Origin of the sequence: Paracoccus sp. M683, from assembly GCF_007096355.1 — a bacterium.
Classification (GTDB): Bacteria; Pseudomonadota; Alphaproteobacteria; order Rhodobacterales; family Rhodobacteraceae; genus Paracoccus.
Map to the genome: position 1 here is coordinate 544,234 of NZ_VKDF01000001.1, position 22,652 is coordinate 566,885.

A 22,652-nucleotide genomic window follows, 5' to 3' on the forward strand; every position below is an offset into this window, starting at 1 on the left:
CGCGCCATCCACAGGAAGCCCACATGACCACAGCCAAGCCCGACCGTCACCACAGCGAACATGTCGTTGCGGTCCGTTACCAGCAATTGTCGGCCGAGGTGCGCGCCCTGCAACGGCAATGCTATGTCCTGGCCACGCTGCGCCTGCGCGAAGCCGTGGCCGCGAATGGCGGCACCGGGGAAGGTTTGGCGATCATCACCGACGTCGATGAGACGGTGATCGACAATTCCGCCGTCATGGCGCATGCGGCCATGGCCGGGGCCAAGCCCGACGGCATCGACACCTGGAAACTGTGGGAGCTTTACGGCAAGCCTCACCTGATCCCCGGCGCCATCGAGTTCCTGCGCCTGACCGACGAACTGGGCGTCCAGATCTTCTATGTCTCGGACCGCTTTATCGAAAACAAGGCCTATACCATGGCGACGCTGGAGGAGCTGGGCTTGCCGCAAGCCACCCCCGACCGCGTCCGCCTGATCGGCCCCCCCAAGGTCGAGCGCCGCGCCCTGATCGAGCGTGACTATCGCATCATCCTGCTGCTGGGCGATACGATGCACGACTTCCACGGCGATTTCGCGGGCGCCACGTTGGACGAACAATACGAACGCTCGGATGCCCATGCCGCACATTTCGGCCATGACTGGATCGTCTTTCCCAATGCCGCCCACGGCACCTGGATGGAGGCCGATCTGCGCCCCTGGGACGCCCCCGCCCAGGACTGAGGCGAAAGGTCAGTCGCGCCAGCCATCCTCCATCACCACGGCGTCAAGATCGGCCACGCTGGCCCAGCCTCGCGCGGCCAGTTCGGGGCCGTCGAACAGTTCGCTGATATGGCCAAGGCACAGCCAGGCAACGATGGCCACATGATCGGGCAGGCCCAGGATGGGGCGCAGATCGGCATCGTTGAAAATGCTGACCCAGCCCACGCCGATGCCCTCGGCCCGCGCGGCCAGCCACAGGTTCTGCACCGCGCAGACCGTGGAATACAGGTCCATGTCGGGATTATGGGTGCGCCCCAGCACCACCTTGCCACCCCGGCTGCGGTCGCAGGTGACGCAAATCGACAGCGGCGCCTTCTCGATCCCCTCCAGCTTCAGCGCGGCATATTCGGACTGCCGCGCCTGGGGGAACATCTGCCGTGCCTCGTCATTGGCACGGTCAAAGGCGCGTTTCACGGCAGCGCGGCGGGCCGGGTCGCGGATCAGGATGAAATTCCACGGCTGCGACAAGCCGACCGAGGGCGCCGCATGGGCCGCCCGCAGGATGCGCGTCAGCACCGCCGGGTCGATCGGATCGGGAAGAAATTCGTTCCTGACATCGCGCCGGTGCGCGATCACGTCATACAGCGCCTGCCGCTCGGCTTCGGAAAAGACCCGCGCGCGGGTCGGGGCACAATCTGCCGGATCCGTCATGCCCTGCCGACCCCATGGCTAGTCATCGTCATTGTCCTTGACGGGCCGCGACTTGCCGTTTTCATCCAGTGCGACAAAGGTGAAGGTCGCCTCGGTCACCATCTGGCTGCGTTCGCTTTCGCGCTGGCGACGCCAGGCCTCGACATGGATCTGCATCGAGCTGCGGCCAAGCCTGGTCAGTTCGGCGAACAGCGATACCTCGTCACCCACCTTGACGGGGCGGTGGAATTTCATGCCCTCGACCGCAATGGTGGCGCTGCGGCCATGGGCGGTCAGTGACGCGATGCTGCCGGCGGCAAGGTCCATCTGGCTCATCAGCCAGCCACCGAAGATGTCGCCCGCCGGGTTGGTATCGGCGGGCATGGCGATGGTGCGGATGGTGGGCGCACAATCGGGCATGTGATCATCGTCATCGGTCATGCTGGTGCTTTCTGGCTGGCATCCAGGATATAGCGGGCGGTCATCAGGTCCAGATGCGCCCCACCGCCATTCTTGGCGATGGTGATCTCGTCATCGCTGGTCCGGGCGTAACGGCCCGTGGGCAGGTCATAGAAATCGGCGATGATATGGCTTTCGGTGATCGCGCCGCTGTCCAGCGGGATCTGGATTTCGCCGATATGGCCGATGGTGGTCTTGCGGCTGTCCACGAACAGGCGCGCACGTTGCAGGGCGGCATCGTCAACTTCGCGCATATCGGGGCGATAGGCGCCGATCAGATCCAGATGGGTGCCAGGCGACAGCCATTGGCCGCGAATCAGCGGCTCGCGGGTCATGGTGGTGGTGGCGATGATCTCGGCCGCCGCGACGGCGTCTGGCAGATCCTCGGCCACCGCGGTGCCAAACTGCAAGGCCAGTTCCTCGGCCGGGCCGGGGCTGCGGTTCCAGACCGTCACCTGAGCATCGGGGATCATCGCGCGATAGGCCGCGATCACCGACCCGGCCACCTTGCCCGCGCCCACGATCAGCACCCGCCGCGCATCCTTGCGTGCCAGCCGCCGGGCCGACAGCAGACTGTCGCCGGCCGTCTTCCATTTCGTCACCAGATGAAAATCGACGATCGCCGCCAGCTGCCCCGTCAGGTCGTCGAACAGGTTCACCGCGCCGTTGATCGCAGGCAGGCCGCGCCCCGGATTGCCGGCAAAGATCGTGGCGGGCTTGACCGCCAGCCCCAGCCCGTCGATCCATGCCGAGCGGGTCAGCAGCGTATCGTCGCGGCGATAAAGAAAGCTGTCCGCGATCTCGGCCCTGGGCAGCGCATGCCCCGCAGCAATAGCATCGGTCAGCGCGATCCAGTCCAGCCGCGCCTCGGCCTCTGGGCCTATGATCTGCGGTTTCATCACGCCTCCTCACCTGCTTGCAGCGCCAGCCTAGCCGTGGCAGGGGCGGTGAACAAGGTGGCGTTAGCCACGGTCGGGCAGGCTGTCGGACAGCATGGCATCCATGGCCGCGACAAAGGCCATGACAGCGGGCGAGGGCGGCACCTCGCGCACGGGTTCGGGCGTGGCAGTGCCAACCGGGGCCGAGGTCATCTTGCGATCTGCCCAGCCCTTCAACTGGCCGATGGAATAGCCGTTCAGGAAGGGGTTGGCATTGACCACGGCGGCACCCATGACCTGCAAGACGCTGGCCTCATCCGCCGATGACAGCGCGCGATGGGCGCCCTCGGGGCCAAGAAAATGCGCCAGATACAGGCGCCCGGCGGTGATCTGGTGGCCACGGGCGCGCAGATAGGCCTCGTTCTCTTGCGCCAGATGTTTGACCATCTCGCGCGACAGATCGGGGTTGAACCGCAGCGCCAGTTGATCGGCGCGCGACATGCTGACGGCCAGATCCGGGCGATAGCTGCGCATCATCCGCAGCCAGGTCGATTCGATGAACTGCCCCAGCCCCGAGGCCGTCGACAGCGGGTTTCTGGCATTGGGGTTGCCGGCGCTTTCCACCCGGATGATGCGGCCGATCAGCATCTCGACCGCGTCCGAGGCCAGCACCGTCTGCCCACCCGTGAAGAATGGCATCGGGTTGATCGCCTCGCCGCCCCGGAAGGCCTGGAAGAACAGCCCGTCCTCGCCGCCCTGCGGCTGGCCGACGCGGCCAAGCGCACCGCCCGAGGGCACCTGTGCCCCCTGCGCCAGCCCCTCGGCCAGCGCCGACAGCCCGGAATAGCGTGTCGACAAGCCGCCACCGTGATCCAGAACCAGATTGAAGCCCGCCGCCGGATCCCCTTCGATGCTGCGCAACTGGCCGGCGGCGGCGGCGATGACGGGCGCGCCACGGGCGGCGGCGAACTCGATCCCCGGCAGGGTTCCGGCACCCTTCTGGCCGGCCATTTCCGCGCCGAACTTGCGGCGGATCGTGCCGGTGACCGGCAGCGTCATCACCATCCCGCCGCCGCCAGCCTGCACCACCCGCGCGCCCGGCGCATGGCAGCGGAAGCCCTGCCCGTCCTCGCGCGGGACGACATAGCAGGGCTTGGCCCCGGAAGGGCCGTCGACGCCCGCGAACAGCACCTGCCCCGCCAGCCCGCCGCCCGCGCCATGATCGCGCGCATAGATCAGCGTCAGCCGGTCGCCCGGATCGGCATAGCCGCCCAGATCATGCACCTGCGCCATCATCGCAATGATTTCGCCCACGATCTCGGTCGGGACCTCGGCGCGGATCGCGGCGGAATAGATCACGTCGAGCAACCGATATTGCAGACCCTCGCCGGGCTGCTCGGCCTCGCCCTGGGCCAGCGCCATGATATCATCGTCGATCCAGGGATCGGCCGCCGCGATCATCTGATCGGCGCCGCTGCGCGCGACGGTCCCCTGCCAGCCCTGCCCGCCATAAAGCGACAGCTGCATCATCCGCGGATCATCGGCCAGGGGCGCATAACGGATCGCCACGACAGATCCCTGCGGCAAAGGCTTGTCGACCGGCAGGGTCGCCGCCGCGCCAGACAGGATCGTGTCGATTTCCGAGGGCTGAAAGCCATTGTCGCGCAGCAGGTCCTGCAACGAGGTTTCCAGCGCAAGATCAAGGATCAGTTCCTGTGACAGCGGCAGGCGTTCGGCCTCGGGTCGCAGAAAAACCGTATTGGCGGCCATGCGGGCCGGGGTCTTTTCCGCCTCGGTCATGGTCAGCGGGTCGATCGGTGCGGGTGCCCGCCGTTGTTCGTCAAGCATCTGAAGGGACCGCGTGCGCTGAGATTGAAACAGCGCGAAATCCTCGGGGCTGCTGGGCAGCGCTGTCATCAGCCGCCTTTCGCGCACATGCAGGGTTTCGTTGACCAGCAGCAGCCGGTCAGGTGCGGGCAGCCCGACGCGGCCGACATCCAGCGTGGGCGGACCGGGCAATGGCCGGGTGGTGCGACTGGCCGGGCCATCCTCGGCCAGCCGCAGGATCAGCGGATCGCCGGGCAGATCGGTGAAGGTATCGGCGCGCACCACCGGCGCGACATCGAACTGATCGGCGACCTGCACCATCTGCGCCTCGTCGCCGGTCGCGACGGCACCCGCGCCACCGCCACCAGCCACCACATAGCCGGGATCAGCCGGCCCGGATGCGCGATCGGGCCAGAACATCCAGCCCAGCCCGCCGACCAGAAACAGCCCGACCAGCGCCACCCCGCCGCGAATGGCGCGAGTGCGGTTACGACGACGGCGGGCGCTGCGCCGATGGCTTTGAAAGGCGGGATCAACCTGCATCACGCGGACAGCCTAGCGGAAGATCCCGGCGCCCAGTGCACTGGGGTCCAGCCCCCCACCGGAAGCCGCAGCCGGCGGCGGCGGGGCCGGCGGCGCGGGTCGGGCCGGCTGTTGTGGCTGACGCGGCGTGCTGGGCCGGGGTCTTTCACGCTGCGGGGCAACCACGGGGTTGCGCGCGGCCGGCTGCACCACCGGATCGGGGCAGCGCACATCGTCGCGCAACGCTATCTGCCGGAACAGGGTGATGTCCGCCTCGCGCGAGGAAGCGCTGCCGCCCGCCTGCTGGAAATAGCGGTCAACCGCCTGACGCGATCCATTGCCCCACAACCCGTCGACCTGCGACTTGTAGCAGTTCATCCGTTGCAGTTCGGTCTGGATCGCACCGGCCATCTGATCAGCCGGCGGATCAAAGGCGCCGCTTTCCAGCAGGCTGGCGAAAAGCTGTGGATCCTGTTCACGGATGCGGCGGCGTTCCTCGAAATCGGTGCCAACGGCGGTGCCTTGCAGGCTGTCGTCACCGGCTGCCGGCGCATCCTCGGTCACCCGCTCGCCCACGATGATCGAGGGCTCAGGCAGCCCCGCCTGCGTCGGGCGTGCCTGACGATCGCCCCCCAATGGCTCGACATTCGCCGCCACGGGCAGGATCTGCACCCCGCCGGCACCAACCACCCGACCCGCAGCCGAGGTCGGACCGGGCCGCGCCGATGCAACCACGACCGTGGTCGGGTTGATGGGACGCAGGGGCTGATCCAGGATCAGCGTGCCCCCCGATGATGGGTTGATCGTCGCCGCCTGCGCCTGAAACCCTGCCCATCCCGCACCTGTGACAACCGGCAGGCCCGCGCCGGCCAGGCTGTCGGATATTTCGCTGCCTGGCTGTTCCAGCGCCGAGAGCAGCACCGTCGTCAGACGCGGCGCGGCGGTGCAGTCATCCACACCACCCGGCGATCTGGCGATCATCCCGCCACCCGGTGCATCGACCGGAAGCAGCGCCGATTCGCCGTTTTGCGCGGCGTCGTCAGCGGGGGAGGGCGTAACCGGGCAGGATTCCGCCAAAAGCATAGCCTGCGCCTTGGCGGGATAACGCCCAGCCAGTTCGGCCAGATCGACCGGACCAGATGACAAGACCGCCATCTGTCGCCCGTCCTGCTGGACCAGATCGGCCGAAAGATAGATCAGCATCACATCGGGGGCCTCGACCGGCGCATCGGGCAGACCCGACGGGTTTTCCAGCCGCCGCACATCGAACCCCGCCGCCAGCAAGGCACGAGACACCGCCAGGGCATCGCGGCCGGGTTGGCCTGCCTCTTGCGCGGGGGCGCGATCGGCGATCACCAGCGCCTGCCGTGTCTCGGCCAGCACCGGCGAGGCCAGCAGGACGGTCGCACCGGCCTGCAAGATCATCCGCCCCAAGGTTTCGCGCATCAGTCCTTTCCCCTGTCCATGCTGATATTTAGTAGCCCAGATCGGCCCGTCAGGCGAGTCCGTCACGCATCCGGCTTGCAATCTTGTGAAGGCCGGCGCCGCCCGTCGCGTCATGGCTGCGGCGCGACAAAAACGGTCCAGTCGCCCTCTTGCCCGGTATCAATTTCGACAAAGCGCGCCTCGATATGACCGCGCAGCAGACAATCCTGTTCGCCCTCGATCCTGAACCTGCGCGGAGAAACGCACATCGGCACCGATCCGGGCAGGACGGATTTGCCGAAAACATCGGAAGCAAACAGGTAAAGATAGCGTACCGAAAGGGTGCCCCGGATCAGCGTGGCGCATTGGTTGGGGGCGACGCGCCACCAGCCCTCGGTGCGGAAACCTCGCTCGGTCGGTTGACCAAAGGCAAGGTTCAGCACGTCAAAACTTTGATTGCAGACCTTGAATTCCGCCCTGGCCGGACCGGCCCAGCAGATCAGCGCAAACAGCAACGGGACAACATGGCGTAACATCAAGCCCTTTCAACCGCTTCGCCGCCGAATAGGCAAGCCACGGCATCACCTTGCAGTGCAATCAATCTTTATCGGCGCAGCCCCTCATCATCACGCAAAAAACTGTGCTATGGATCAACGAATCAAAAACATAACGAGAGGTTCACTGTGCTTGCCTTCAGCCCCAGTAAGACGGCAATTCTTCTTCCGGCTCTGGTCCTGTCGGGGGCTTTGGCCCTGCCCCTTGTCACCCATGCGCAAGAGACTGCCCCAGCCCAGCCCGAAGGCCAGATCGTGCTAGAGTTGAATAACGCGACCGATACCGAAGGCGGGGCCTGCCGGATGACATTCGTGGCCACCAATGGCAGCCCTGACAGCTTTGCACAGACGGGCTGGCAGGTCGGGATCTTTGACGGGCAGGGCATTGTCCGGTCAATCCTGGCGCTGGAATTTGGTGCCCTGCCGGCCAGCAAGACCAAGATCGTGCTGTTCGACCTGCCTGGCCGGGGTTGCGCGGATATTTCGCGCGTGGTTGTCAATGACGTAACCTTGTGCCAACCCGAGGGCAGCGCTCAGGGCGAGTTGGCCTCGACCTGCCTTGATGCGTTGGCCACCAGGTCGCGTGCAAATATCGAGTTCGGCATCTGATTTCATGAATTCTTCGACTCTCAGCCTTGGTCTTCCCGCTGCGACGGTGGCGGTATTCGTGGCACTCGGCATCCTTTCGGTGCTTGCCCTGACCGTAACGATCTTCAAGATCCTGCAATTCCGCCGTATGGGTGTGGGCCAAAGCAGCCTGGCCGATCAGGTCCTGGACGACTGGCTGAATGGCCGCCCGGACGAGGCGATGCGCAAGGCAGGCAAGGGCGAGGGCGTTCTGGCCCGCGTCCTGCAAGCCGTGATGTCAGGGCTGCGCGCGCGGCCCAACGATCCCAGCTATGCAGAAGAACTTGGCCGTCAGTCTGCGCTGGTCGAACTGGCAACCCTGGCCGCGCGGATGCGCCTGCTGGAATCAGTTGTGCAGGCGGCGCCCATGCTGGGGCTGCTGGGCACGGTGATCGGCATGATCGACGCCTTTTCGGCGCTGTCACAAAGCACCGGCGCGGTCGATCCGGCGCAGCTGGCCGGCGGTATCTGGACCGCCCTGACCACCACCGCCATTGGCCTGGCCATCGCGCTGGCCACCTATTTCGTAGCCAATTGGCTGGAATCCCGCATTGATTCGGAACGCCAGGATATCGAGATGGTGATCTCGGCCGCGATTCACGGCCGGGTTTCGGGCGGCGGGCGGCGTTGATCCATGGACGGCGCGCATCGCACCCGCGCAAGGATCCAGTTGCCGCGCCGCCAGCGCCACTATGGATTCGCGCTGACGCCGCTGGCGGATGCGATGTTTCAGCTGCTGGTCTTTTTCATGCTGTCGGCGAATCTGACGCCCTACTCGCTGCTGAACCTGCGTGCCGGTGCCATCGCCGGCGGCCGGGCGGCCGAGCCGTCGGACAGCGGCGATCCGACCGGCCCGCAGGCAATGGCACCGGGCGAGACAGCCATCTGGTCGGTCAGCCGCGAATCCATCGTGGCCAGTGGCCAGCGCTTTGGATTTGACGCCCTGCCGCAACTGGCCCAGGCAATCCGGGGGGCGGGAACGGCGCGGGTGCTGCTGGTGACCCGGCCGGATGCGCAGGTGCAGGGCATCGTCTCGGTTCTTGAGGCATTGGCGGCCCATGACATCACCGATGTGCAGCTGGCCAGCACCAGCGCGGGTGCCGACAGATGAGCGTTTCGCTGCCTCCACGCCGGCAGGGCGCGCATATCGACACCTCGCTGGCGATCGTCAATATCGTGCTGCTGCTGATCTTCTTCTTTCTGGTCACCGGTCAGATCACCACCGAGGATACCGGCGATGCGGTCGACCTGCCGATCAGCCGCGAACTGCCGCTGGATCAGCTGCCCCGGCCGCTGCTGCTGGTCACGGCCGAGGGCGGATGGCTGCTTGACGGGGCCGAGGTCGCGCCCGATCTTCTAGAGGTCGCGCTGGACAATCTGCCGCAGCCGGTAACGCTGCACCTGCTGCTGGACCGGGCCGCGCCGGCTGACCAGTTGACCACGATATTGCGGCACCCTGCGCTGGCCGAACGCTCGGTCCGGCTGGTGACGCTGAAGGAAAGGGCGGATCAATGATCGGCCGCATCGGTGACAGGCGAGGCCATTGGATTCAGGCCTTGGTCATCTCGTTGGTGCTGCATGGTGCGGCGGCGGCGGCGATGCTGGACGTGCTGCCCAGCCTGCCCGAAAAGCAACGCGACCGCGACCTGCCCCAGATCGACATCCTCAGCCTGCCCATCGAACAGGGTGCGCCACCCCCGGTTTCGGTCACCCCGGTCGAGCCGCTGGTCGCGCCAGTGGCGACGCCCGCCGCCATCGCAAGCGCCGTGCCCCCCCCGGTAACAGGTGCGACCACGGCTGAAGAACCGCCAGAACAGGCCGAGCAATTGGTGGTCACCCCGTCGGACGAGATGTTGCAGGCGACCACCGGGCTGGCCGAGCGCCCGCCCCGGCGCCCGCTGACTGACCAGCAGAGCATTGAACCGGTGACGCCAGACGATCAGCCCCGCATTGGCGTCGATCTGGCAGCCCTGCCGCCGGGCATGGGCGCCGGGCCTGCCGATCAAGCCGGAACGCCCGAACAGAATGCCGCCATTACCGATCTGGTCCAGCGCCTGCGCGGGCGGCTGGCACAGCCCTGCCTGGCCGCGCTGCCCCAGACGATCGGCGGGGACGAGGTCTTGCTGACGGTTCTGGGGGCGGTCGACCGCGATATCTCGGATCTGTTTCGCGACATTGCCGTCGATGTGGCGGTGCCGATGACCGAACGTTCCGTGCTGCTGGATCCGCGGCAATGCCCCGCTGTCGATTTCGCGCGGGCGGCAGCCAGCTATCCGGCACTGCCGCTGACCCTGCGGCTGGAAACGTCCGAGGTCGCCTCGGATGACCGGCTGATCGGACAGATCGAGGGTGTTGGCGACAATCAGGCCAGTCTGCTGATGATCGACGACAATGGCGTGGTGCAGGATTTGCGCCGGTTCACCCTGCAAACCGGCGATGTGATCCGCTTCGACGTGCCGGTCTATCGCGTTGGCGGTGACCGCGATACCAGCCAGCTGCTGATGGTCGTGGCCCTGCCGGAACGCCCGACAAGCATTGGCGCGATGGCCGGCCGGCTGGCCAGTGATTTCTTTCCGCCCCTGACCGAGGCCACTGCCGGACGCGCGTTGATCGGTGTCGCGCCGATCTATGTCCGGGCGCCACGCTAGCACGCGCCGCCCGTGATCGGTTTCCTCAGGCCGCGCGCCTCAGGGGGTTTTCGCCTTTCGCTTGCCTGACGAGGGCGCAGCGCCTTCCGATGGCTTTTCCTTGCGCTTTCCGGCAGCCCGCTGATCGGGCGGCGCCTCGCCAAAATCATAGGCGAAATCGCCATCCTTCAGGATGATGGTCACATCGGACATATCCTTGCCCGCGACCATGCGCGCCAGAACCTGACGCGACAGGTCCGGCAGGATCGAGTTGGTGATGATATTGTCGATCATCCGCCCGCCGCTGTCGGGGTCGCGGCACTGTTCGACGATATGGTCGATCACCGCATCCTGCCAGCCCAGACGGGCGCCATGCGCCGTGCGCATCCGCCCGACGATCGCGCCCAGCTTCAGTTTGGCGATGCCGGCCAGAACCTCGGTGCCAAGCGGATAATAGGGGATGGTCACGATCCGCCCCAGCAGCGCTGGCGGGAACACCTTCAGCAGTTCCGGCTTCAGCCGTGCTTCCAGCATATACATGTCGGGCGTTGTCTCGCCACCCTCGGCCATGTCCATGATGACATTGGTGCCGACATTCGAGGTCAGCAGGATCAACGTGTTGCGGAAGTTGATGGCGCGGCCATTGCCATCCTCCATCATGCCCTTGTCAAAGACCTGGAAGAACAGCTCGTGCACGTCCGAATGGGCCTTTTCGATCTCGTCCAGCAGCACCACGGAATAGGGTTTGCGCCGCACGGCTTCCGTCAGCCGCCCGCCTTCGCCATAGCCCACATAACCCGGAGGCGCGCCCTTCAGCAGGCTGACGGAATGCGCTTCTTGAAACTCGGACATGTTGATGGTGATGACGTTTTGCTCGCCACCATACAGCTGTTCGGCCAGGGCCAGCGCGGTTTCGGTCTTGCCGACGCCGGACGGGCCGCACAGCATGAAAACGCCAATGGGCTTGTTGGGGTTCGACAGGCCGGCGCGGCTGGTTTCCACGCGCTTGGCGATCATCTTCAGCCCGTGATCCTGCCCGATCACCCGTTCGCGCAGATGATCGGCCAGGCCCAGGATGGCCTGCAATTCGTCGGCCACCATGCGGCCCGCCGGAATGCCCGTCCAGTCGCTGATGACCGATGCCACGGCCTGTTCATCGACATGCGGCCAGATCATCCGGTCGTCGGGGTTGCGGTCGCCCAGCTTGGCCATCTGGGCGGCCATTTCGGCGCGCACAACCTCGGGGTCGAAATCCTCTCCCTCGGCCTTGGCCAGTCGTTCGCGCAGAGCGAGGATCTGATCCACAACGGCCTTTTCCTCGGCATAGCCTGCCTCGGCCTCGGCCAGTCTGCCGCGCAGCTTTTCCGCCTCGTCGCGGGCCTCGGCCAGCCGCGTTTCATTCGTTTCGCCCAGATCGCGCTCGGCTTCCTTGGCGGCGATCTCGGTTTCCAGCGCGGCGATGGATTCGCGCAGATCGGCGATGCGGGCCGGCGTTGCGTTCTGGGAAATCGCCACGCGGGCGCAGGCGGTATCCAGCAGGCTGACGGCCTTGTCAGGCAATTGCCGCGCCGGGATATAGCGCGCCGACAGCGCGACCGCCGCCGTGATCGCCTCGTCCGAGATGCGGACCTTGTGATGGGCCTGCATCGGGTCAAGAATGCCGCGGATCATATAGCAGCACTGTTCGATCCCCGGTTCGTCAATCGTGATCGGCTGGAAACGCCGCGTCAGCGCCGGGTCTTTCTCGATATGGTTGCGATATTCGGCCCAAGTGGTCGCGGCGATGGTGCGCAGCGTGCCGCGCGCAAGCGCCGGTTTCAGCAGGTTGGCGGCATCGCCCGTGCCCTGCGATCCGCCCGCGCCGATCAGGGTATGAGCCTCGTCGATAAAAAGGATGATCGGGATGGGGCTGGCCTGCACTTCCTCGATCACGGAACGCAGGCGTTGTTCAAATTCGCCCTTCATCGACGCACCGGCCTGCATCGCGCCGATATCCAGCATGTAAAGCCGCATTCCTTGCAGGGCGGGCGGCACATCGCCGGATGCCAGACGTTGCGCGAAACCCTCAACCACGGCGGTCTTGCCCACGCCCGCCTCGCCCGTCAGGATCGGGTTGTTCTGGCGCCGGCGCAGCAGGATGTCGACGATCTGGCGGATTTCCTCATCCCGGCCGACGATGCGGTCCATCGTGCCCGATTCCGCCTGCGCCGTCAGATCGACGGAATAACGGCCAAGAGCGGTCTTGGCGCCATCACCCTGCGCCGCGCCGGGCGTGCCCTTGCCCACCAGGCCCGAGCCATCCATCGGGCGCATGGTCTCTTCTTCGGATGCGGCCCACAGCGTGCGGCTGTCACCGCTGAGCCGGTCGACCGAGACATCGGCAAAGACCGGCGAGATGGTCAGCAATTCGCGCCGCAGATGGCCATCATTCAGCATCGCGACCAGCGCGTGCCCGGTGCGGATCTGGGTTTCGCCAAAGAACAGCGTGGCATAGGTCCAGGCGTGGTTCAGCGTGTCGCCCAGGCCATCGGCGATGCCCGGCGTTTCGGTCACGCCCTTTTTCAGCGCGGCCATGGCGCGGTCGGCATCCTGCAAGGCCTTGCCACGATCCAGGCCCATTTCGCGCAGCGAAACCGAGATGTCGCAATCCTGATTGGACAGCACATGGAACAGCCAATGCGCCAGTTCCACATTGCGGTTGCCCTCACCACGGGCATGGCGCATCGCCTGGATAAAGGCGTCATAGCCTGCACGGTTCAGCTTTCCGGCGAATTTCTCGATACTGATTTCGGTCATTAAAAGTCCTCAGGCGGCGGGTCGGTCTGCATCCAGCGTGAATGTGGCTGCGGTCACAAAAGCGGTTGGGTCGTCATTGGCAGGGGCCAGCGCGGCCATCCAGCCCAAACTGGCGGATTTGCCCAGAACGGCGGGGTCTACCTCGGTCGCCGGCAACGACAGCGAGACATCGACCACATAGGTCTTGCCCAGATACCAGAACACGATATCGGCCAGCCGCTGATAGCCGGGCTGGCCAGGCAGATAGCGGCGATATTCGGCTAGGCTGCTGGTGCGCAGGTCCAGCCGGATCTTTTCACCGACCGATTGCACCCGCGCACCCAGATACATGTCACGGCCAAGGCTGCTGCCGCGCTGGCCCAGGTTGGATGTATCGGCCGGGTCAAATTCCATCCAATAGGGAACATGTTCCTCGATCTCGGTATTCACGGCCAGATGCGTCTCGATCATCTGGCGCAGGCGCACAGGGCTGCGCACCCTGCCACCGAACAGCGACACCATAGGCAGGCGGGCCAGATCGTTCAGCCCGTCATGGTCGCGAAAGGCGGGCGTTCCGGTGCCGGCCACCGCAGCGACATAGCCGTTGAAACGGTCACTGCCGGGGTGGTCGAACTGGGTGATTGCGCGCGAATCGGACCAGGCACGGAAGAACAGTTGCAGGAACCGGGTCGCCAGAATGTCGGTGAAGGCGACAAAACTGTCATCGCCGCCTTCCAGCCAGCGCGCGACCTCTTCGGTCGTATTCAGCGGCAGCGCGCCCTGCGGGCCAAAGAAACCCAGGACCTGCGCGCGCAGCGACCCTGCCCGCTCAGCCGAGAAATCGCCCACCGGAAAGGCAAGCGAGGGGTCTTGCCCGATGCGCACCACCTCGTCCCGCAATCTTGCGGCGCGACCGATGGGCGGCTTGTGGGCGGCCTCGCGCTCCAGCTCGCGCAGACGGGCCAGAAAGCCGTGCTCGCCCCCGCTCACAGCAGGGCCCCGCTGCCGGTGCGCGGCGGCCAGCGCATGATCTCGCCACGCTGCTGGCTGATCGTCACCGATTGGGTAAAGCTGTTGATATTGGCGTATTCCGCGAAAAAGCGGTCCAGCACGGCGGCAAGGGTGATGATGCCCGCACCTTCAAAGGCAGCTTCGTCAAAGGTGACGCTGATTTCCAGGCCCCGTGCGGGAAAGAAGCCGTCCGCCCGGCGAATGGACCGCACCACGGGCCGCGTTTTCAGCGAGCGGATGCCCTGAATCTGCGCCTCGGTGACGCTGTCGGACATATCGGCGAACAGGCTCAGCAATTCGCGCAGGCTTTCGGCGCCATCGCGGCCCGGCCGGTCATCCAGCCCGAAATGGTTCAAAGACAGATAGGACAGCAGCCGCCAATAGACATCGCCCTGCGTCGCCCGATGCGGCGAGCCGCGGTCGATTTCCAGCATGGATTCGCGCGGCTTCGTCGGGCCGATCAGACAGGCCAGTGCGATGGCGGTATCGGACGAGAAGTGGAAATCATCCTTGCTGCCAGCGATGGGCAGATATTCGGGCAGGTGCCGGTTCGAACACAGCGTACGGATCTGCAACCGCTGCGCCCGGCCGGAAACCTCGTCGGTCGGTGGCTGGTACAGCGAAATATAGGTTTCCGTCCCGCGATAGCGGTGGCGCATGCCAAAGCGGGTTTCATGGGTGGTCAACCTGCGCTGCCTGCGGCGGGCTGTGTAATACAGCGCCTGACGCGGCGGGCTGCCGCCATCGGGAAGGGCGTAAAGCGGCCGCACCTCGACCTTGTCGGCGCTGCTGCCGTAATGGGCAAACACCTGGCTGATGCGGTGGATTTCGTAATGCGTGACCGGGCTGCTGTCGGGGGTGACGACAAATTCATGCCGCTTCTGGTCCAGACGGACCTGACTGCTGGTTTCCTCGAACAGGTTGACGGCGGCGGCACAGTTCAGCGCGATATCGGAATTGGCCAGTCGCGCGGCCAGCACGTCGTCGCTGCGCCGGAACTCGGCCACGATCTCGAACCGCTCGGCCTGTATGCGCGACAGGATCGGGCGCAGGCCGGTCAGCCGGAAACCCAGATATTTGCGTGGAAAGACAAAAGCCTCGCGCAGATGGGCAAAGCCGTCGAACAGCCGGGTATCACGGCGGAACAGGCGTTCATCCTCGGCAAAGCCGATCTGGCCTACCTGATCGGGGTTCAGGCGGATAAAGACCGGATCGCCCTGCTTGTCGATCCAGCGCAGCGACAGGCGCAGGCGGTCGCAATGGATCTGTTCATACAGCTCGGCCGCCTGACCGAAATCGGGCGCGGTCAGATGCAGCGTCAGCACATCCAGCGGCAAGCCGGACATGCCGCCCGACGTGGTGCGGCGGATGCCGATCTGAAGCCCGGCCTTGCTGCGCGGATCGGGATCCTGGCCCAAAGCGCCAAGTGGACCGGCCGCGTCGTGATAGGTGACGCCATCCACCGCCAAGGGCCACAGCGTCAGTGGCGAGGTCAGCTGAAACCGACAGGACACCCGCTGATCGGCGTCGACAAAACGCGCATCCATATATTCGCCGGGCGCAAAGCGATGGCCTTCGTCCAGCTTCTTTTCATCCACCGGGGCCTGCGCCTGAACCAGCATGACCGAGGGGATGGGCGCCAGCGCCTCGGGGAAGATCTGTTCCAGCAGTTCGGCGGTAAAGCTGCGAAATTCCTCGTCCAGTTTCAGCTGCACGCGGGCAGCCAGAAAAGCCGTGCCTTCCAGCAGACCGGCCACGGCCGGGTCGGTATTGTCGCGCAAAAGCCCGCCAAGCCGGTCGGCGATGCCCGGATAATCGGCGGCAAACTCGGCCGAACGTTCGTAAAGCAGGGCCAGTTCGCGGTTGTAGATATCTCGGAATGCTTTTTTCATCGTTCGGTCCGGCGCCCCGTCATTCGCAGCTTGCCCGCCCCCAGATCGACCTCGGCCACGAAATCCATCGGCAAATCGGCTGGCGAGGCGCGCATCTCGGCCGTGATATCGAAAAAGATGCGCTGGTCGGTCATCTCGGCGCTTTCAGATATACGCACCTCCAGCGTTTCGGCAATCAGCCGCGGCTCGTGCCGGATCAGCGATTCCCGGATCGAGGCGGCAATGCGCGAGCTGGTTTCCTGGCTGCGCGTCAGGCTGGACATGTCGCGAAAGCCGAAATTCACGATCGAGCGTTCGACCAGCGGCGTATCGGACAGGTCGATCAGGGCATCCAACCGGATCGTGTTCATCAGGCTGGCAATGTCGACGGCCATGTCGGATTGCATCGCGGCCGGGTCACTGCCGTCGCGGCTTTGTCGGCGGCGGACCGAGATCATGCGGTCATCATCAAGGCGGCGTTCGGCCGGGGCCGCATCGCGCGCGTCACCGGCGCGGGCGCTGGCGCGAAAGATCTGCATGATCGACATCTGCCGATCGGGGCGTGTCCGGGGGCTGCGGGTCATGATGCCTCAGCCTGCCATAGAAAAACCCCGGCGCAAGGGTTGCGCTGCGCCGGGGTTCGTTCCTGTCAGGAAATGGGCTTGATCCGAAAGGATCAGGCGTTCCATTCCTTGTTTTCGGCGATATCCCAGCCGGACATGGTCTCGGCACCAGCGGCGCCCGACTCTTCCTGAAGGGTGTACAGAACTTCGAACTTGCGGAAGTTCAGGGTCAGGGTTTCCTGGATACGGTCCAGACCGTCCTTGGAACCGCCGGTGTTGTAGCTGGTGATCATGATGTTTTCCATCTTGATCCGGAAATATTCGACCGGAGCAGCACCACCCGACTTGCGAACGATCAGTTCGCCGTTCTCGATGTGCTCGCCCGAAGTACAACGCTTGATCAGGTCGTTGGAAGCAAGGTCGACATACTTGCTCAGGGTGATGTCCTGAACGTTCACTTTGCCGCCACCGCCGCCGGAACCGACATGGGTGGTGCCCGACTGGGTCAGGCCCCAGTTCCAGGCCAGAACGTCAATTTCGTTCCGGTGGGTATCGTCCTGCGATTCCCCTTTGATGTTGTTCGACAGCTTCAGAAAGATATCAACGGCCATACACTCGCTCCTTTAATTACGACTAGCCAGGATAAAATCATTTGCCTTTCGGCAGCTTGGACACCAGGCTCATCCCGATATCCATTCCTTCAAGCTGGAAATGAGGCTTGAGGAAAAACTTACCGACGTAATAGCCGGGATTCTCTTCGTCCTCCACCACTTCCACTTTTGCCCCTGCCAGGGGTTTCTTGGCCTTTTCCCGTTCGCTTGCGCTTTCGGGATTGCCAGACACATACTTGTTCACCCAACTCTGCAACTGCGTCTGAAGTTGCAGCCGATCGGGATTTTGCCCGATCTTGTCACGCACCATTACCTTCAGATAATGACTGAAACGTGACACGGCGAAAATATAGGGCAGGCGCGAGGACATGTTGTCCGAAGCGGTCGCCTGATCGTCCACGTATTTCTTGGGACGATAAAGCGTTTGCGCACCGATAAAGGCAGCCTTGTCGGTGTGCTTGCGGTGGATCAGACCAATCAGACCGGCTTTGGACAACTCGCCCTCGCGCCGATCGGTGATCGACACTTCCGTCGGGCATTTCAGGTCTTTGGACCCGTCACCCGTATCGAAAGTGTGGCTGGGCAGGTTCAGAACCTCGCCCCCCGACTGAACGCCGCGAATCTGCACCGTCCAGCCGTATTCCTTATGTGCCCGGTTGATGTTCACCGCCATCGCATGCGCGGCGTTCATCCAGGCATATTGCTTGCCGTCATGGCCATCGGTCTGTTCCTGGAAGTCGAATTCCTCGACCACCGAGTTCGAGTTCTGGCCATAAGGTTCACGCGACAGCACGCGCGGCAGGGTCAGCGCGATATAGCGGCTGTCCTGGCTGTCACGCAGGCTGTTCCACGCCGCATATTCCGGCGTGTCAAAGATTTCCGACAGATCGGGCGGGGTGCCGATCTCGTTCCAGCTGTCCATGCCCAGCAATTCGGGCGCGGCAGAGCTGAGGAAGGGCGCATGCGCCGCCGCCGCCACCTTGCCGATGGACCGCAACAGGCCGACATCAGCGGTGGACTGGTCGAAATAGTAATCCCCGATCAGCGCGCCAAAGGGCTTGCCGCCCAGCGTGCCGAATTCCTGTTCATAGACCTTCAGATGCAGGGGCGACTTGTCCCATTTCGCACCCGGATAGCGCCGCATCATCGCTGCCAGTTCAGGCTTCGAGGCGTTCAGAACCTTGACCCGCAGGGTCGCGTCAGTTTCCGAATTGTTGACCGTATAGGCCAGACCACGCCACGACGCTTCCAGCTTCTGGAATTCGTCATGATGCATGATCTGGTTCAGCTGGTCGGACAGCTTCTTGTCCATCTTGGCCAGCATGGCGGTGATCGTGTCGATCACGTCCTCGCCGATCAGCGCCTGGTCTTCCAGGGCCTCGTGAACCAGTGCGACGACGGCGTTGTCGACCTCTTTGGCCGCGACATCCGTGCGCGGCTTGATCGTCTGGCGCAGAATGTCGGAAAACTCGTCCAGCTCGTTAAGGCCGGCGTCCTGCCGTTCAACCTGCTGCGGGGCTTGAGCCATATATCAGTCCTCCGTCCCTTCATCGGACTTGGCCCTGGCGCCTTCACGCGCCGCCAGTGCAGCCATCAATTCGGGGTCGTTCAAAAGCTGTTTGATCTGATCCTGAGCCTTGGGCTTGGAATTCATGTAACGCTGAAGGTTGGCCAGATGTTCACGGGCCTCCAGCAATTTTTTCAGTGCCGGAACCTGACGCGCAATAGCGGCAGGCTCGAAATCATTCATCGAGCGAAACTCAAGACTGACCCCCAGACGGCCATCACCGCCCAGTTCATTCTCGACGTTAAACGACAGACCCGGCGTGACGCTTTCCATGTATTCGTCCAGCGAGGCGGCGGTCACGTCGACGAAGTCGCGTTCTTCCATTGCCTCTTTCTCGACGGGCGAGGCGTTGCCGGACAGATCGGACATGACCCCCATCACGAAGGGCAGTTCGACCATCTTTTCGCTGTCATAAGGGTCTTCATAGGAAATATTCACCCGCGGCGGGCGATTACGCTTGATAAAATCGGTCGACTTGTCCGCGGCCATACTAAAACTCCTAACAGATGCGCAGAACGAAACCCTCAAATCCGCACAGTGTCAATGCCACAAGGGGCTTTTCCTGTCGGATTGGCTAGTCGTCATGCCTTTGGTTCAACCTTGGGCAGCAATTCCGCCACAATCGCCTGAAATCCCTTGTCCATAAAGCCTCTGGCGCGCGACAGCAGGATCGGAATCGGGCTTGCCGGCTCTTTCGCGGCATAGAAATCCTCGACCGCGCGCAGCTGTGCGGCGACCTCGGCGCGCGAGGTCAGCGCCAAGGCTGCGACCGGGTCGGATTCGGGCTGGGGGGCGGCCTGATCGAACCCGCCAAGCGCGCTTTCAGACAGCTTCTTCATCCGGTCCATCGACACGGCAAAGCCGGTTTCGGGGGCGAATCCTATTACCGCCTTGGCCGCATCGGCCGGCAAAAGCGTTTCCAGCGCCTCGATCAGCGGACGGCCGATCAGCAGCCGCGCCTGCGTCACCAGAAGCAGGGCCGGCGATGAAGGTTCATGTTGCGCCAGATAGCGTTCCGCCCCCTCCAGCGCGGCCCGAACGCCTGCCCGGTCGGCAATCGCACCCGCGGCCTGGGTCATCGCCACGGCGACAGGTGCCGCACCCAAAATGGCGATCGGCTGCCCCGCATCCGCAGGGGCATCGGCACCGGCAGCATCCACCTGCGGTTCGGCAGCAGCGACCGTCGGGCCGGCGGCCTCGTCTGACCACAGGGTCAGGTTGGGGCGCGCTTCGTGCAGCAGTTGCTGCATGCCGGTCAGCGTCTGCAAGGTCTCATCCAGCGAGGGCCGAAACCGCGCCGTGGCATTTGACGCGCTGGCATCGACGATCGCGGCCAGTGCCCGCGCCGCCCGGCCCAGATCGCGATGCAGCTTCTCGACCTGCTTTTCCTGCGTCGGCTGCGACAGGGCCGAAATCAGCGGGCCACGTTCGGCCCCCTCTTCCGAGGGGCGTGCCGGAACCTGCCCGGTCGCCACCAGAAAGCGGCGATAGGTCACATCGGCCAGCCCCGCCATCGGCAGATATTGCAACGGCATCACCACGGTCTTGATCGAGCCAAGCTCGTCCAGCGCGGCGCGGCGATCGGATACCGATGTCGCGACCTGCGGATGCGCCGCATCGGGCCATTTCGCCAGAATCGCCGCCATCGCCTGCAAGCTGTCAGCAAATTCACCCGCCCGCCCGGCAAGAATCTGGAACCGGGCCAGCAGCGACAGCAGCCGCAAGTCCCGGCTTTGGCGCAGCAGCGCGGTGATCGCCTGCGTTTCCTCGCGCAGGTTTATCGACTTGGGATCGAACATGCGATCCATGCTGCCCTCGACACCGGCCATTCCGGGCGTGAAATAGCGTTCGGGCAGCCGCGCCTCGGCCTCGTAATAATAGTCAATGAAGGCATCGTTGCCTTCGGCCTCCAGATCGGGGCCGCAGGGCTGTGCCTCGGTGACGGGTTCCAGCAGCCAGTCCAGCGCGCTTCCCTGTTTGTCAGCCATCGGCGCCACCTTTCTTATCCGTGTTGCCCTGACGTTCGGCCATCTCGCGATAGGCGTTCGAGAAATGCGTCAGGAACTCGTCAAGGATTCCGTTTTCATGCGGCGCGGTTTTCTTGTCCCAACGCTCAACGAAGATGTCCCAGGCCTTTGCCCGTTTGTTGCCGCCCAAGCGGCCGGTCTCGGCATCGGTTTCGATGCTTTCGGGCGCCAGATCGGCCATCAGCTTGGCCAGCGCCGGCTGAAGCGCCGCGAACAGCGCCGCCTGATGCAGCCGCAGATCGGTCAGCGCGTCCTCGAACCCGTCGGGGCCGTTCTGAAAGCCGGCGCGCGGCTTCAGATACATGGCCTCGATGGCCTGATCGACATCGGGCAGGAATTTCAGCGGATTGTTGTCGCTGGCCCCGCGCATGGTCCGTTCGCCGGTGCGGGCGAACTGCTTGGCGGCGGCGCGGTCCCGCAGCGCCATCATCACCTGCTGCGAGACGCGGCGCATGGTCTCACCCAGCGCCTGCGCCAGTTGATCGGGCCGCACATCGGCATAAAGATCCGGCGCCAGCCCCGCCCCCTTGCAGAAGGCGCGGACGAAATCCTGTTCGGCCGAGGGCTTGGCCGGGGCCTGAATTCCCGTTGTCTCGCGCCCGTCGGGCCGGGCCAAAGGCTCGGGCTGCTGTTGACCCGGACCGGCAGGCAACAGCGACCTTTCGGGCAACGGAGGCACCGCCGCATCGCCGTCCCGGCGCGATTGCCCGGTCGGGATGAACTCGTCGGCGAAATCGTTGCGCCGCGCGGACGAAACCGGCGGCAGCGGATCGACCGGCACGGCGTGGCCGCCGCCATCCAGCGCCCAGGGATCATCGGACATGCGCGGCGCCTGCGACCGGTCCGGCAGGGATGCAGGCGTCAGCGCCGATCCCATGCCGGGCTGCTGATCGACCAGCGCAACGATGATGTATTGCCCGACCTGAAAGCGGTCGCCATGGCTCAGCCGATGCGGCCCGTCCAGCCGATAGCGCTGGCCTTGCAGAAAGGTGCCGTTGGTCGACACATCACGCAGCCACCAGCCGCGCTGATCATGGAAAATGTCGAAATGATGGCCCGAGATATGCCGGCTGGCATCCGGCAGCACCCAGCCCATGCCACCGGAACGCCCGGCAGACAGACCCGATTGCGGCACCTCGACGCTGGCGGGGCCGCCATCGTCCAGAACCTGATAATTCTCGATTTGCAGTGTCAGGGTCATGCGGCGCGTCAATATACCCGAAACAGCGTTTCCGCCATGTCGATGAACCGCGCCAGAAAGATCGGCCGGCGTTGCAATTCGGCCCGCGCAAGGCAGGACAACACGGCACTGTTCACCGATCGCGGTGCGCGGTGCAGCGGTGCGGGCATCGGATCATTGGGCGCGACCGGCCCGCCCGACCAGGCCACAGCCAGTCCCAGAAAGACCGACGGGGTGCGCGAGGGCGCCCACAACGCTTCGCGCGCGATACGCTGGCGCATGGCGGTCGAGGGATGGTTCAGCCAGGTGGCGACCATCTCCATCATCGGGCGTTCCATCGGGTCCAGATAATCGGCCATCAACCGCAGGCATTCATAGCCCCAGCGGACGGCCATCTGCGGCAGCGCGGCAAAGGCGGTATAGGTCACCGCCTCTTCCGGCGTCGTCGAGGACCGCAACCGCCCCAGAAAGGCCAGCGGATCCTCGCCCGGACGGGGGCGCTGCTGGGTCAGCTCGGCGATTTCGGGCAGGCGCAGATACAGGTCCTGCGGCGTGTCGAAACGCAGCGAACCGATGGGCGGGCGGGTTTTTTCGACGTCAGACCGCGTCGGCGGAGGGGTCGAGTCATTCATCACAAGGCGCCGGTACCGTTAACTTGCGGCAGGATTCGGGGTTTTGGCCGCCAAGGTCAAGGCCGCGGGTGGCTGCAACTGGCTGACTGGCCAGAATATGCATGCCGA

General features: G+C 64.6%; 22 protein-coding genes. 6 read left to right on the plus strand and 16 right to left on the minus strand.

Annotation, left to right across the window (positions count from 1 at the left end; genetic code table 11):
- The first annotated feature begins 23 nt into the window (after window positions 1–23).
- The gene (locus FNJ84_RS02535; RefSeq protein ID WP_143791331.1) at window positions 24–719 is read left to right on the plus strand and encodes a 5'-nucleotidase, lipoprotein e(P4) family; all 696 of its coding nucleotides are present in this window, start codon (window positions 24–26) and stop codon (window positions 717–719) included.
- Window positions 720–728: 9 nt separating this feature from the next.
- Here FNJ84_RS02535 and bluB read toward each other — a convergent pair whose 3' ends face one another.
- From bluB to FNJ84_RS02565, 6 genes are all read right to left on the minus strand, one after another.
- The gene (gene bluB, locus FNJ84_RS02540) at window positions 729–1,409 is read right to left on the minus strand and encodes a 5,6-dimethylbenzimidazole synthase (RefSeq protein ID WP_143791332.1); all 681 of its coding nucleotides are present in this window, start codon (window positions 1,407–1,409) and stop codon (window positions 729–731) included.
- A gap of 18 nt (window positions 1,410–1,427) precedes the next feature.
- Window positions 1,428–1,829 (minus strand): acyl-CoA thioesterase, encoded by a 402-nt coding sequence (locus tag FNJ84_RS02545; protein ID WP_143791333.1) that lies wholly within the window; start codon window positions 1,827–1,829, stop codon window positions 1,428–1,430.
- On the minus strand, window positions 1,826–2,746 hold the full coding sequence (locus FNJ84_RS02550) for an ornithine cyclodeaminase family protein (RefSeq protein WP_143791334.1): 921 nt from the start codon (window positions 2,744–2,746) through the stop codon (window positions 1,826–1,828). The genes FNJ84_RS02545 and FNJ84_RS02550 overlap by 4 nt, the downstream gene beginning before the upstream one ends.
- A gap of 63 nt (window positions 2,747–2,809) precedes the next feature.
- Window positions 2,810–5,095 carry a M23 family metallopeptidase gene (locus tag FNJ84_RS02555; RefSeq protein ID WP_143791335.1) on the minus strand — a complete coding sequence of 762 codons (2,286 nt, stop codon included), beginning with the start codon at window positions 5,093–5,095 and terminating at the stop codon, window positions 2,810–2,812.
- 12 nt (window positions 5,096–5,107) lie between these two features.
- A complete protein-coding gene (locus tag FNJ84_RS02560; protein ID WP_143791336.1) occupies window positions 5,108–6,520 on the minus strand; it encodes a hypothetical protein in 1,413 nt (470 codons plus the stop codon).
- Between the two features lie 110 nt (window positions 6,521–6,630).
- Entirely contained in the window at window positions 6,631–7,035 is a 405-nt protein-coding gene (locus FNJ84_RS02565; protein WP_143791337.1) for a DUF1036 domain-containing protein, read from the minus strand.
- A 210-nt stretch (window positions 7,036–7,245) separates the two neighbouring features.
- Between FNJ84_RS02565 and FNJ84_RS02570 the strand changes: the two genes are divergently transcribed.
- The 5 genes from FNJ84_RS02570 to FNJ84_RS02590 are packed head-to-tail and all read left to right on the plus strand — an operon-like array spanning window position 7,246 to window position 10,328.
- A complete protein-coding gene (locus FNJ84_RS02570; protein ID WP_143791338.1) occupies window positions 7,246–7,662 on the plus strand; it encodes a hypothetical protein in 417 nt (138 codons plus the stop codon).
- Between the two features lie 4 nt (window positions 7,663–7,666).
- On the plus strand, window positions 7,667–8,311 hold the full coding sequence (locus FNJ84_RS02575; RefSeq protein WP_143791339.1) for a MotA/TolQ/ExbB proton channel family protein: 645 nt from the start codon (window positions 7,667–7,669) through the stop codon (window positions 8,309–8,311).
- Between the two features lie 3 nt (window positions 8,312–8,314).
- A complete protein-coding gene (locus tag FNJ84_RS02580) occupies window positions 8,315–8,791 on the plus strand; it encodes a biopolymer transporter ExbD (RefSeq protein WP_143791340.1) in 477 nt (158 codons plus the stop codon).
- Complete coding sequence (locus FNJ84_RS02585; RefSeq protein ID WP_143791341.1) at window positions 8,788–9,195, plus strand: biopolymer transporter ExbD; 408 nt, start codon at window positions 8,788–8,790, stop codon at window positions 9,193–9,195. Before FNJ84_RS02580 ends, FNJ84_RS02585 begins: the two co-directional genes overlap by 4 nt.
- A complete protein-coding gene (locus FNJ84_RS02590) occupies window positions 9,192–10,328 on the plus strand; it encodes a hypothetical protein (RefSeq protein WP_143791342.1) in 1,137 nt (378 codons plus the stop codon). The genes FNJ84_RS02585 and FNJ84_RS02590 overlap by 4 nt, the downstream gene beginning before the upstream one ends.
- Before the next feature lie 39 nt (window positions 10,329–10,367).
- On the opposite strand, the gene tssH is transcribed toward FNJ84_RS02590, so the two are convergent.
- The 10 genes from tssH to FNJ84_RS02640 form a co-directional block, all read right to left on the minus strand.
- Window positions 10,368–13,103 carry a type VI secretion system ATPase TssH gene (tssH, locus tag FNJ84_RS02595; RefSeq protein ID WP_143791343.1) on the minus strand — a complete coding sequence of 912 codons (2,736 nt, stop codon included), beginning with the start codon at window positions 13,101–13,103 and terminating at the stop codon, window positions 10,368–10,370.
- A gap of 9 nt (window positions 13,104–13,112) precedes the next feature.
- Complete coding sequence (gene tssG, locus FNJ84_RS02600) at window positions 13,113–14,072, minus strand: type VI secretion system baseplate subunit TssG (protein WP_185968394.1); 960 nt, start codon at window positions 14,070–14,072, stop codon at window positions 13,113–13,115.
- On the minus strand, window positions 14,069–15,985 hold the full coding sequence (gene tssF, locus FNJ84_RS02605) for a type VI secretion system baseplate subunit TssF (RefSeq protein WP_143791345.1): 1,917 nt from the start codon (window positions 15,983–15,985) through the stop codon (window positions 14,069–14,071). Before tssF ends, tssG begins: the two co-directional genes overlap by 4 nt.
- The gene (tssE, locus tag FNJ84_RS02610) at window positions 15,982–16,548 is read right to left on the minus strand and encodes a type VI secretion system baseplate subunit TssE (RefSeq protein WP_143791346.1); all 567 of its coding nucleotides are present in this window, start codon (window positions 16,546–16,548) and stop codon (window positions 15,982–15,984) included. The genes tssF and tssE overlap by 4 nt, the downstream gene beginning before the upstream one ends.
- Window positions 16,549–16,640: 92 nt before the next feature.
- Complete coding sequence (locus tag FNJ84_RS02615; protein WP_143791347.1) at window positions 16,641–17,138, minus strand: type VI secretion system tube protein Hcp; 498 nt, start codon at window positions 17,136–17,138, stop codon at window positions 16,641–16,643.
- A 37-nt stretch (window positions 17,139–17,175) separates the two neighbouring features.
- Window positions 17,176–18,666: a type VI secretion system contractile sheath large subunit gene (gene tssC, locus FNJ84_RS02620; protein WP_143791348.1), complete on the minus strand. Its 1,491-nt coding sequence runs from the start codon at window positions 18,664–18,666 to the stop codon at window positions 17,176–17,178.
- A 3-nt stretch (window positions 18,667–18,669) separates the two neighbouring features.
- Window positions 18,670–19,194, minus strand: a complete 525-nt coding sequence (gene tssB / locus FNJ84_RS02625; protein ID WP_143791349.1) for a type VI secretion system contractile sheath small subunit — start codon at window positions 19,192–19,194, stop codon at window positions 18,670–18,672.
- 92 nt (window positions 19,195–19,286) lie between these two features.
- Window positions 19,287–20,693: an ImpA family type VI secretion system protein gene (locus FNJ84_RS02630; RefSeq protein ID WP_143791350.1), complete on the minus strand. Its 1,407-nt coding sequence runs from the start codon at window positions 20,691–20,693 to the stop codon at window positions 19,287–19,289.
- A complete protein-coding gene (gene tagH / locus FNJ84_RS02635; protein WP_143791351.1) occupies window positions 20,686–21,933 on the minus strand; it encodes a type VI secretion system-associated FHA domain protein TagH in 1,248 nt (415 codons plus the stop codon). The genes FNJ84_RS02630 and tagH overlap by 8 nt, the downstream gene beginning before the upstream one ends.
- A gap of 8 nt (window positions 21,934–21,941) precedes the next feature.
- Window positions 21,942–22,544: a hypothetical protein gene (locus FNJ84_RS02640; protein ID WP_185968395.1), complete on the minus strand. Its 603-nt coding sequence runs from the start codon at window positions 22,542–22,544 to the stop codon at window positions 21,942–21,944.
- Window positions 22,545–22,652 lie beyond the last annotated feature (108 nt).

Excerpts from the sequence above, each read along its gene's own strand:
- FNJ84_RS02535 (WP_143791331.1), top strand. The coding sequence starts at position 24 with ATGACCACAGCCAAGCCCGACCGTCACCACAGCGAACATGTCGTTGCG.
- bluB (WP_143791332.1), bottom strand. The coding sequence starts at position 1,409 with ATGACGGATCCGGCAGATTGTGCCCCGACCCGCGCGCGGGTCTTTTCC.
- FNJ84_RS02545 (WP_143791333.1), bottom strand. The coding sequence starts at position 1,829 with ATGACCGATGACGATGATCACATGCCCGATTGTGCGCCCACCATCCGC.
- FNJ84_RS02550 (WP_143791334.1), bottom strand. The coding sequence starts at position 2,746 with ATGAAACCGCAGATCATAGGCCCAGAGGCCGAGGCGCGGCTGGACTGG.
- FNJ84_RS02555 (WP_143791335.1), bottom strand. The coding sequence starts at position 5,095 with ATGCAGGTTGATCCCGCCTTTCAAAGCCATCGGCGCAGCGCCCGCCGT.
- FNJ84_RS02560 (WP_143791336.1), bottom strand. The coding sequence starts at position 6,520 with ATGCGCGAAACCTTGGGGCGGATGATCTTGCAGGCCGGTGCGACCGTC.
- FNJ84_RS02565 (WP_143791337.1), bottom strand. The coding sequence starts at position 7,035 with ATGTTACGCCATGTTGTCCCGTTGCTGTTTGCGCTGATCTGCTGGGCC.
- FNJ84_RS02575 (WP_143791339.1), top strand. The coding sequence starts at position 7,667 with ATGAATTCTTCGACTCTCAGCCTTGGTCTTCCCGCTGCGACGGTGGCG.
- FNJ84_RS02580 (WP_143791340.1), top strand. The coding sequence starts at position 8,315 with ATGGACGGCGCGCATCGCACCCGCGCAAGGATCCAGTTGCCGCGCCGC.
- FNJ84_RS02585 (WP_143791341.1), top strand. The coding sequence starts at position 8,788 with ATGAGCGTTTCGCTGCCTCCACGCCGGCAGGGCGCGCATATCGACACC.
- FNJ84_RS02590 (WP_143791342.1), top strand. The coding sequence starts at position 9,192 with ATGATCGGCCGCATCGGTGACAGGCGAGGCCATTGGATTCAGGCCTTG.
- tssH (WP_143791343.1), bottom strand. The coding sequence starts at position 13,103 with ATGACCGAAATCAGTATCGAGAAATTCGCCGGAAAGCTGAACCGTGCA.
- tssF (WP_143791345.1), bottom strand. The coding sequence starts at position 15,985 with ATGAAAAAAGCATTCCGAGATATCTACAACCGCGAACTGGCCCTGCTT.
- tssE (WP_143791346.1), bottom strand. The coding sequence starts at position 16,548 with ATGACCCGCAGCCCCCGGACACGCCCCGATCGGCAGATGTCGATCATG.
- FNJ84_RS02615 (WP_143791347.1), bottom strand. The coding sequence starts at position 17,138 with ATGGCCGTTGATATCTTTCTGAAGCTGTCGAACAACATCAAAGGGGAA.
- tssC (WP_143791348.1), bottom strand. The coding sequence starts at position 18,666 with ATGGCTCAAGCCCCGCAGCAGGTTGAACGGCAGGACGCCGGCCTTAAC.
- tssB (WP_143791349.1), bottom strand. The coding sequence starts at position 19,194 with ATGGCCGCGGACAAGTCGACCGATTTTATCAAGCGTAATCGCCCGCCG.
- FNJ84_RS02630 (WP_143791350.1), bottom strand. The coding sequence starts at position 20,693 with ATGGCTGACAAACAGGGAAGCGCGCTGGACTGGCTGCTGGAACCCGTC.
- tagH (WP_143791351.1), bottom strand. The coding sequence starts at position 21,933 with ATGACCCTGACACTGCAAATCGAGAATTATCAGGTTCTGGACGATGGC.
- FNJ84_RS02640 (WP_185968395.1), bottom strand. The coding sequence starts at position 22,544 with ATGAATGACTCGACCCCTCCGCCGACGCGGTCTGACGTCGAAAAAACC.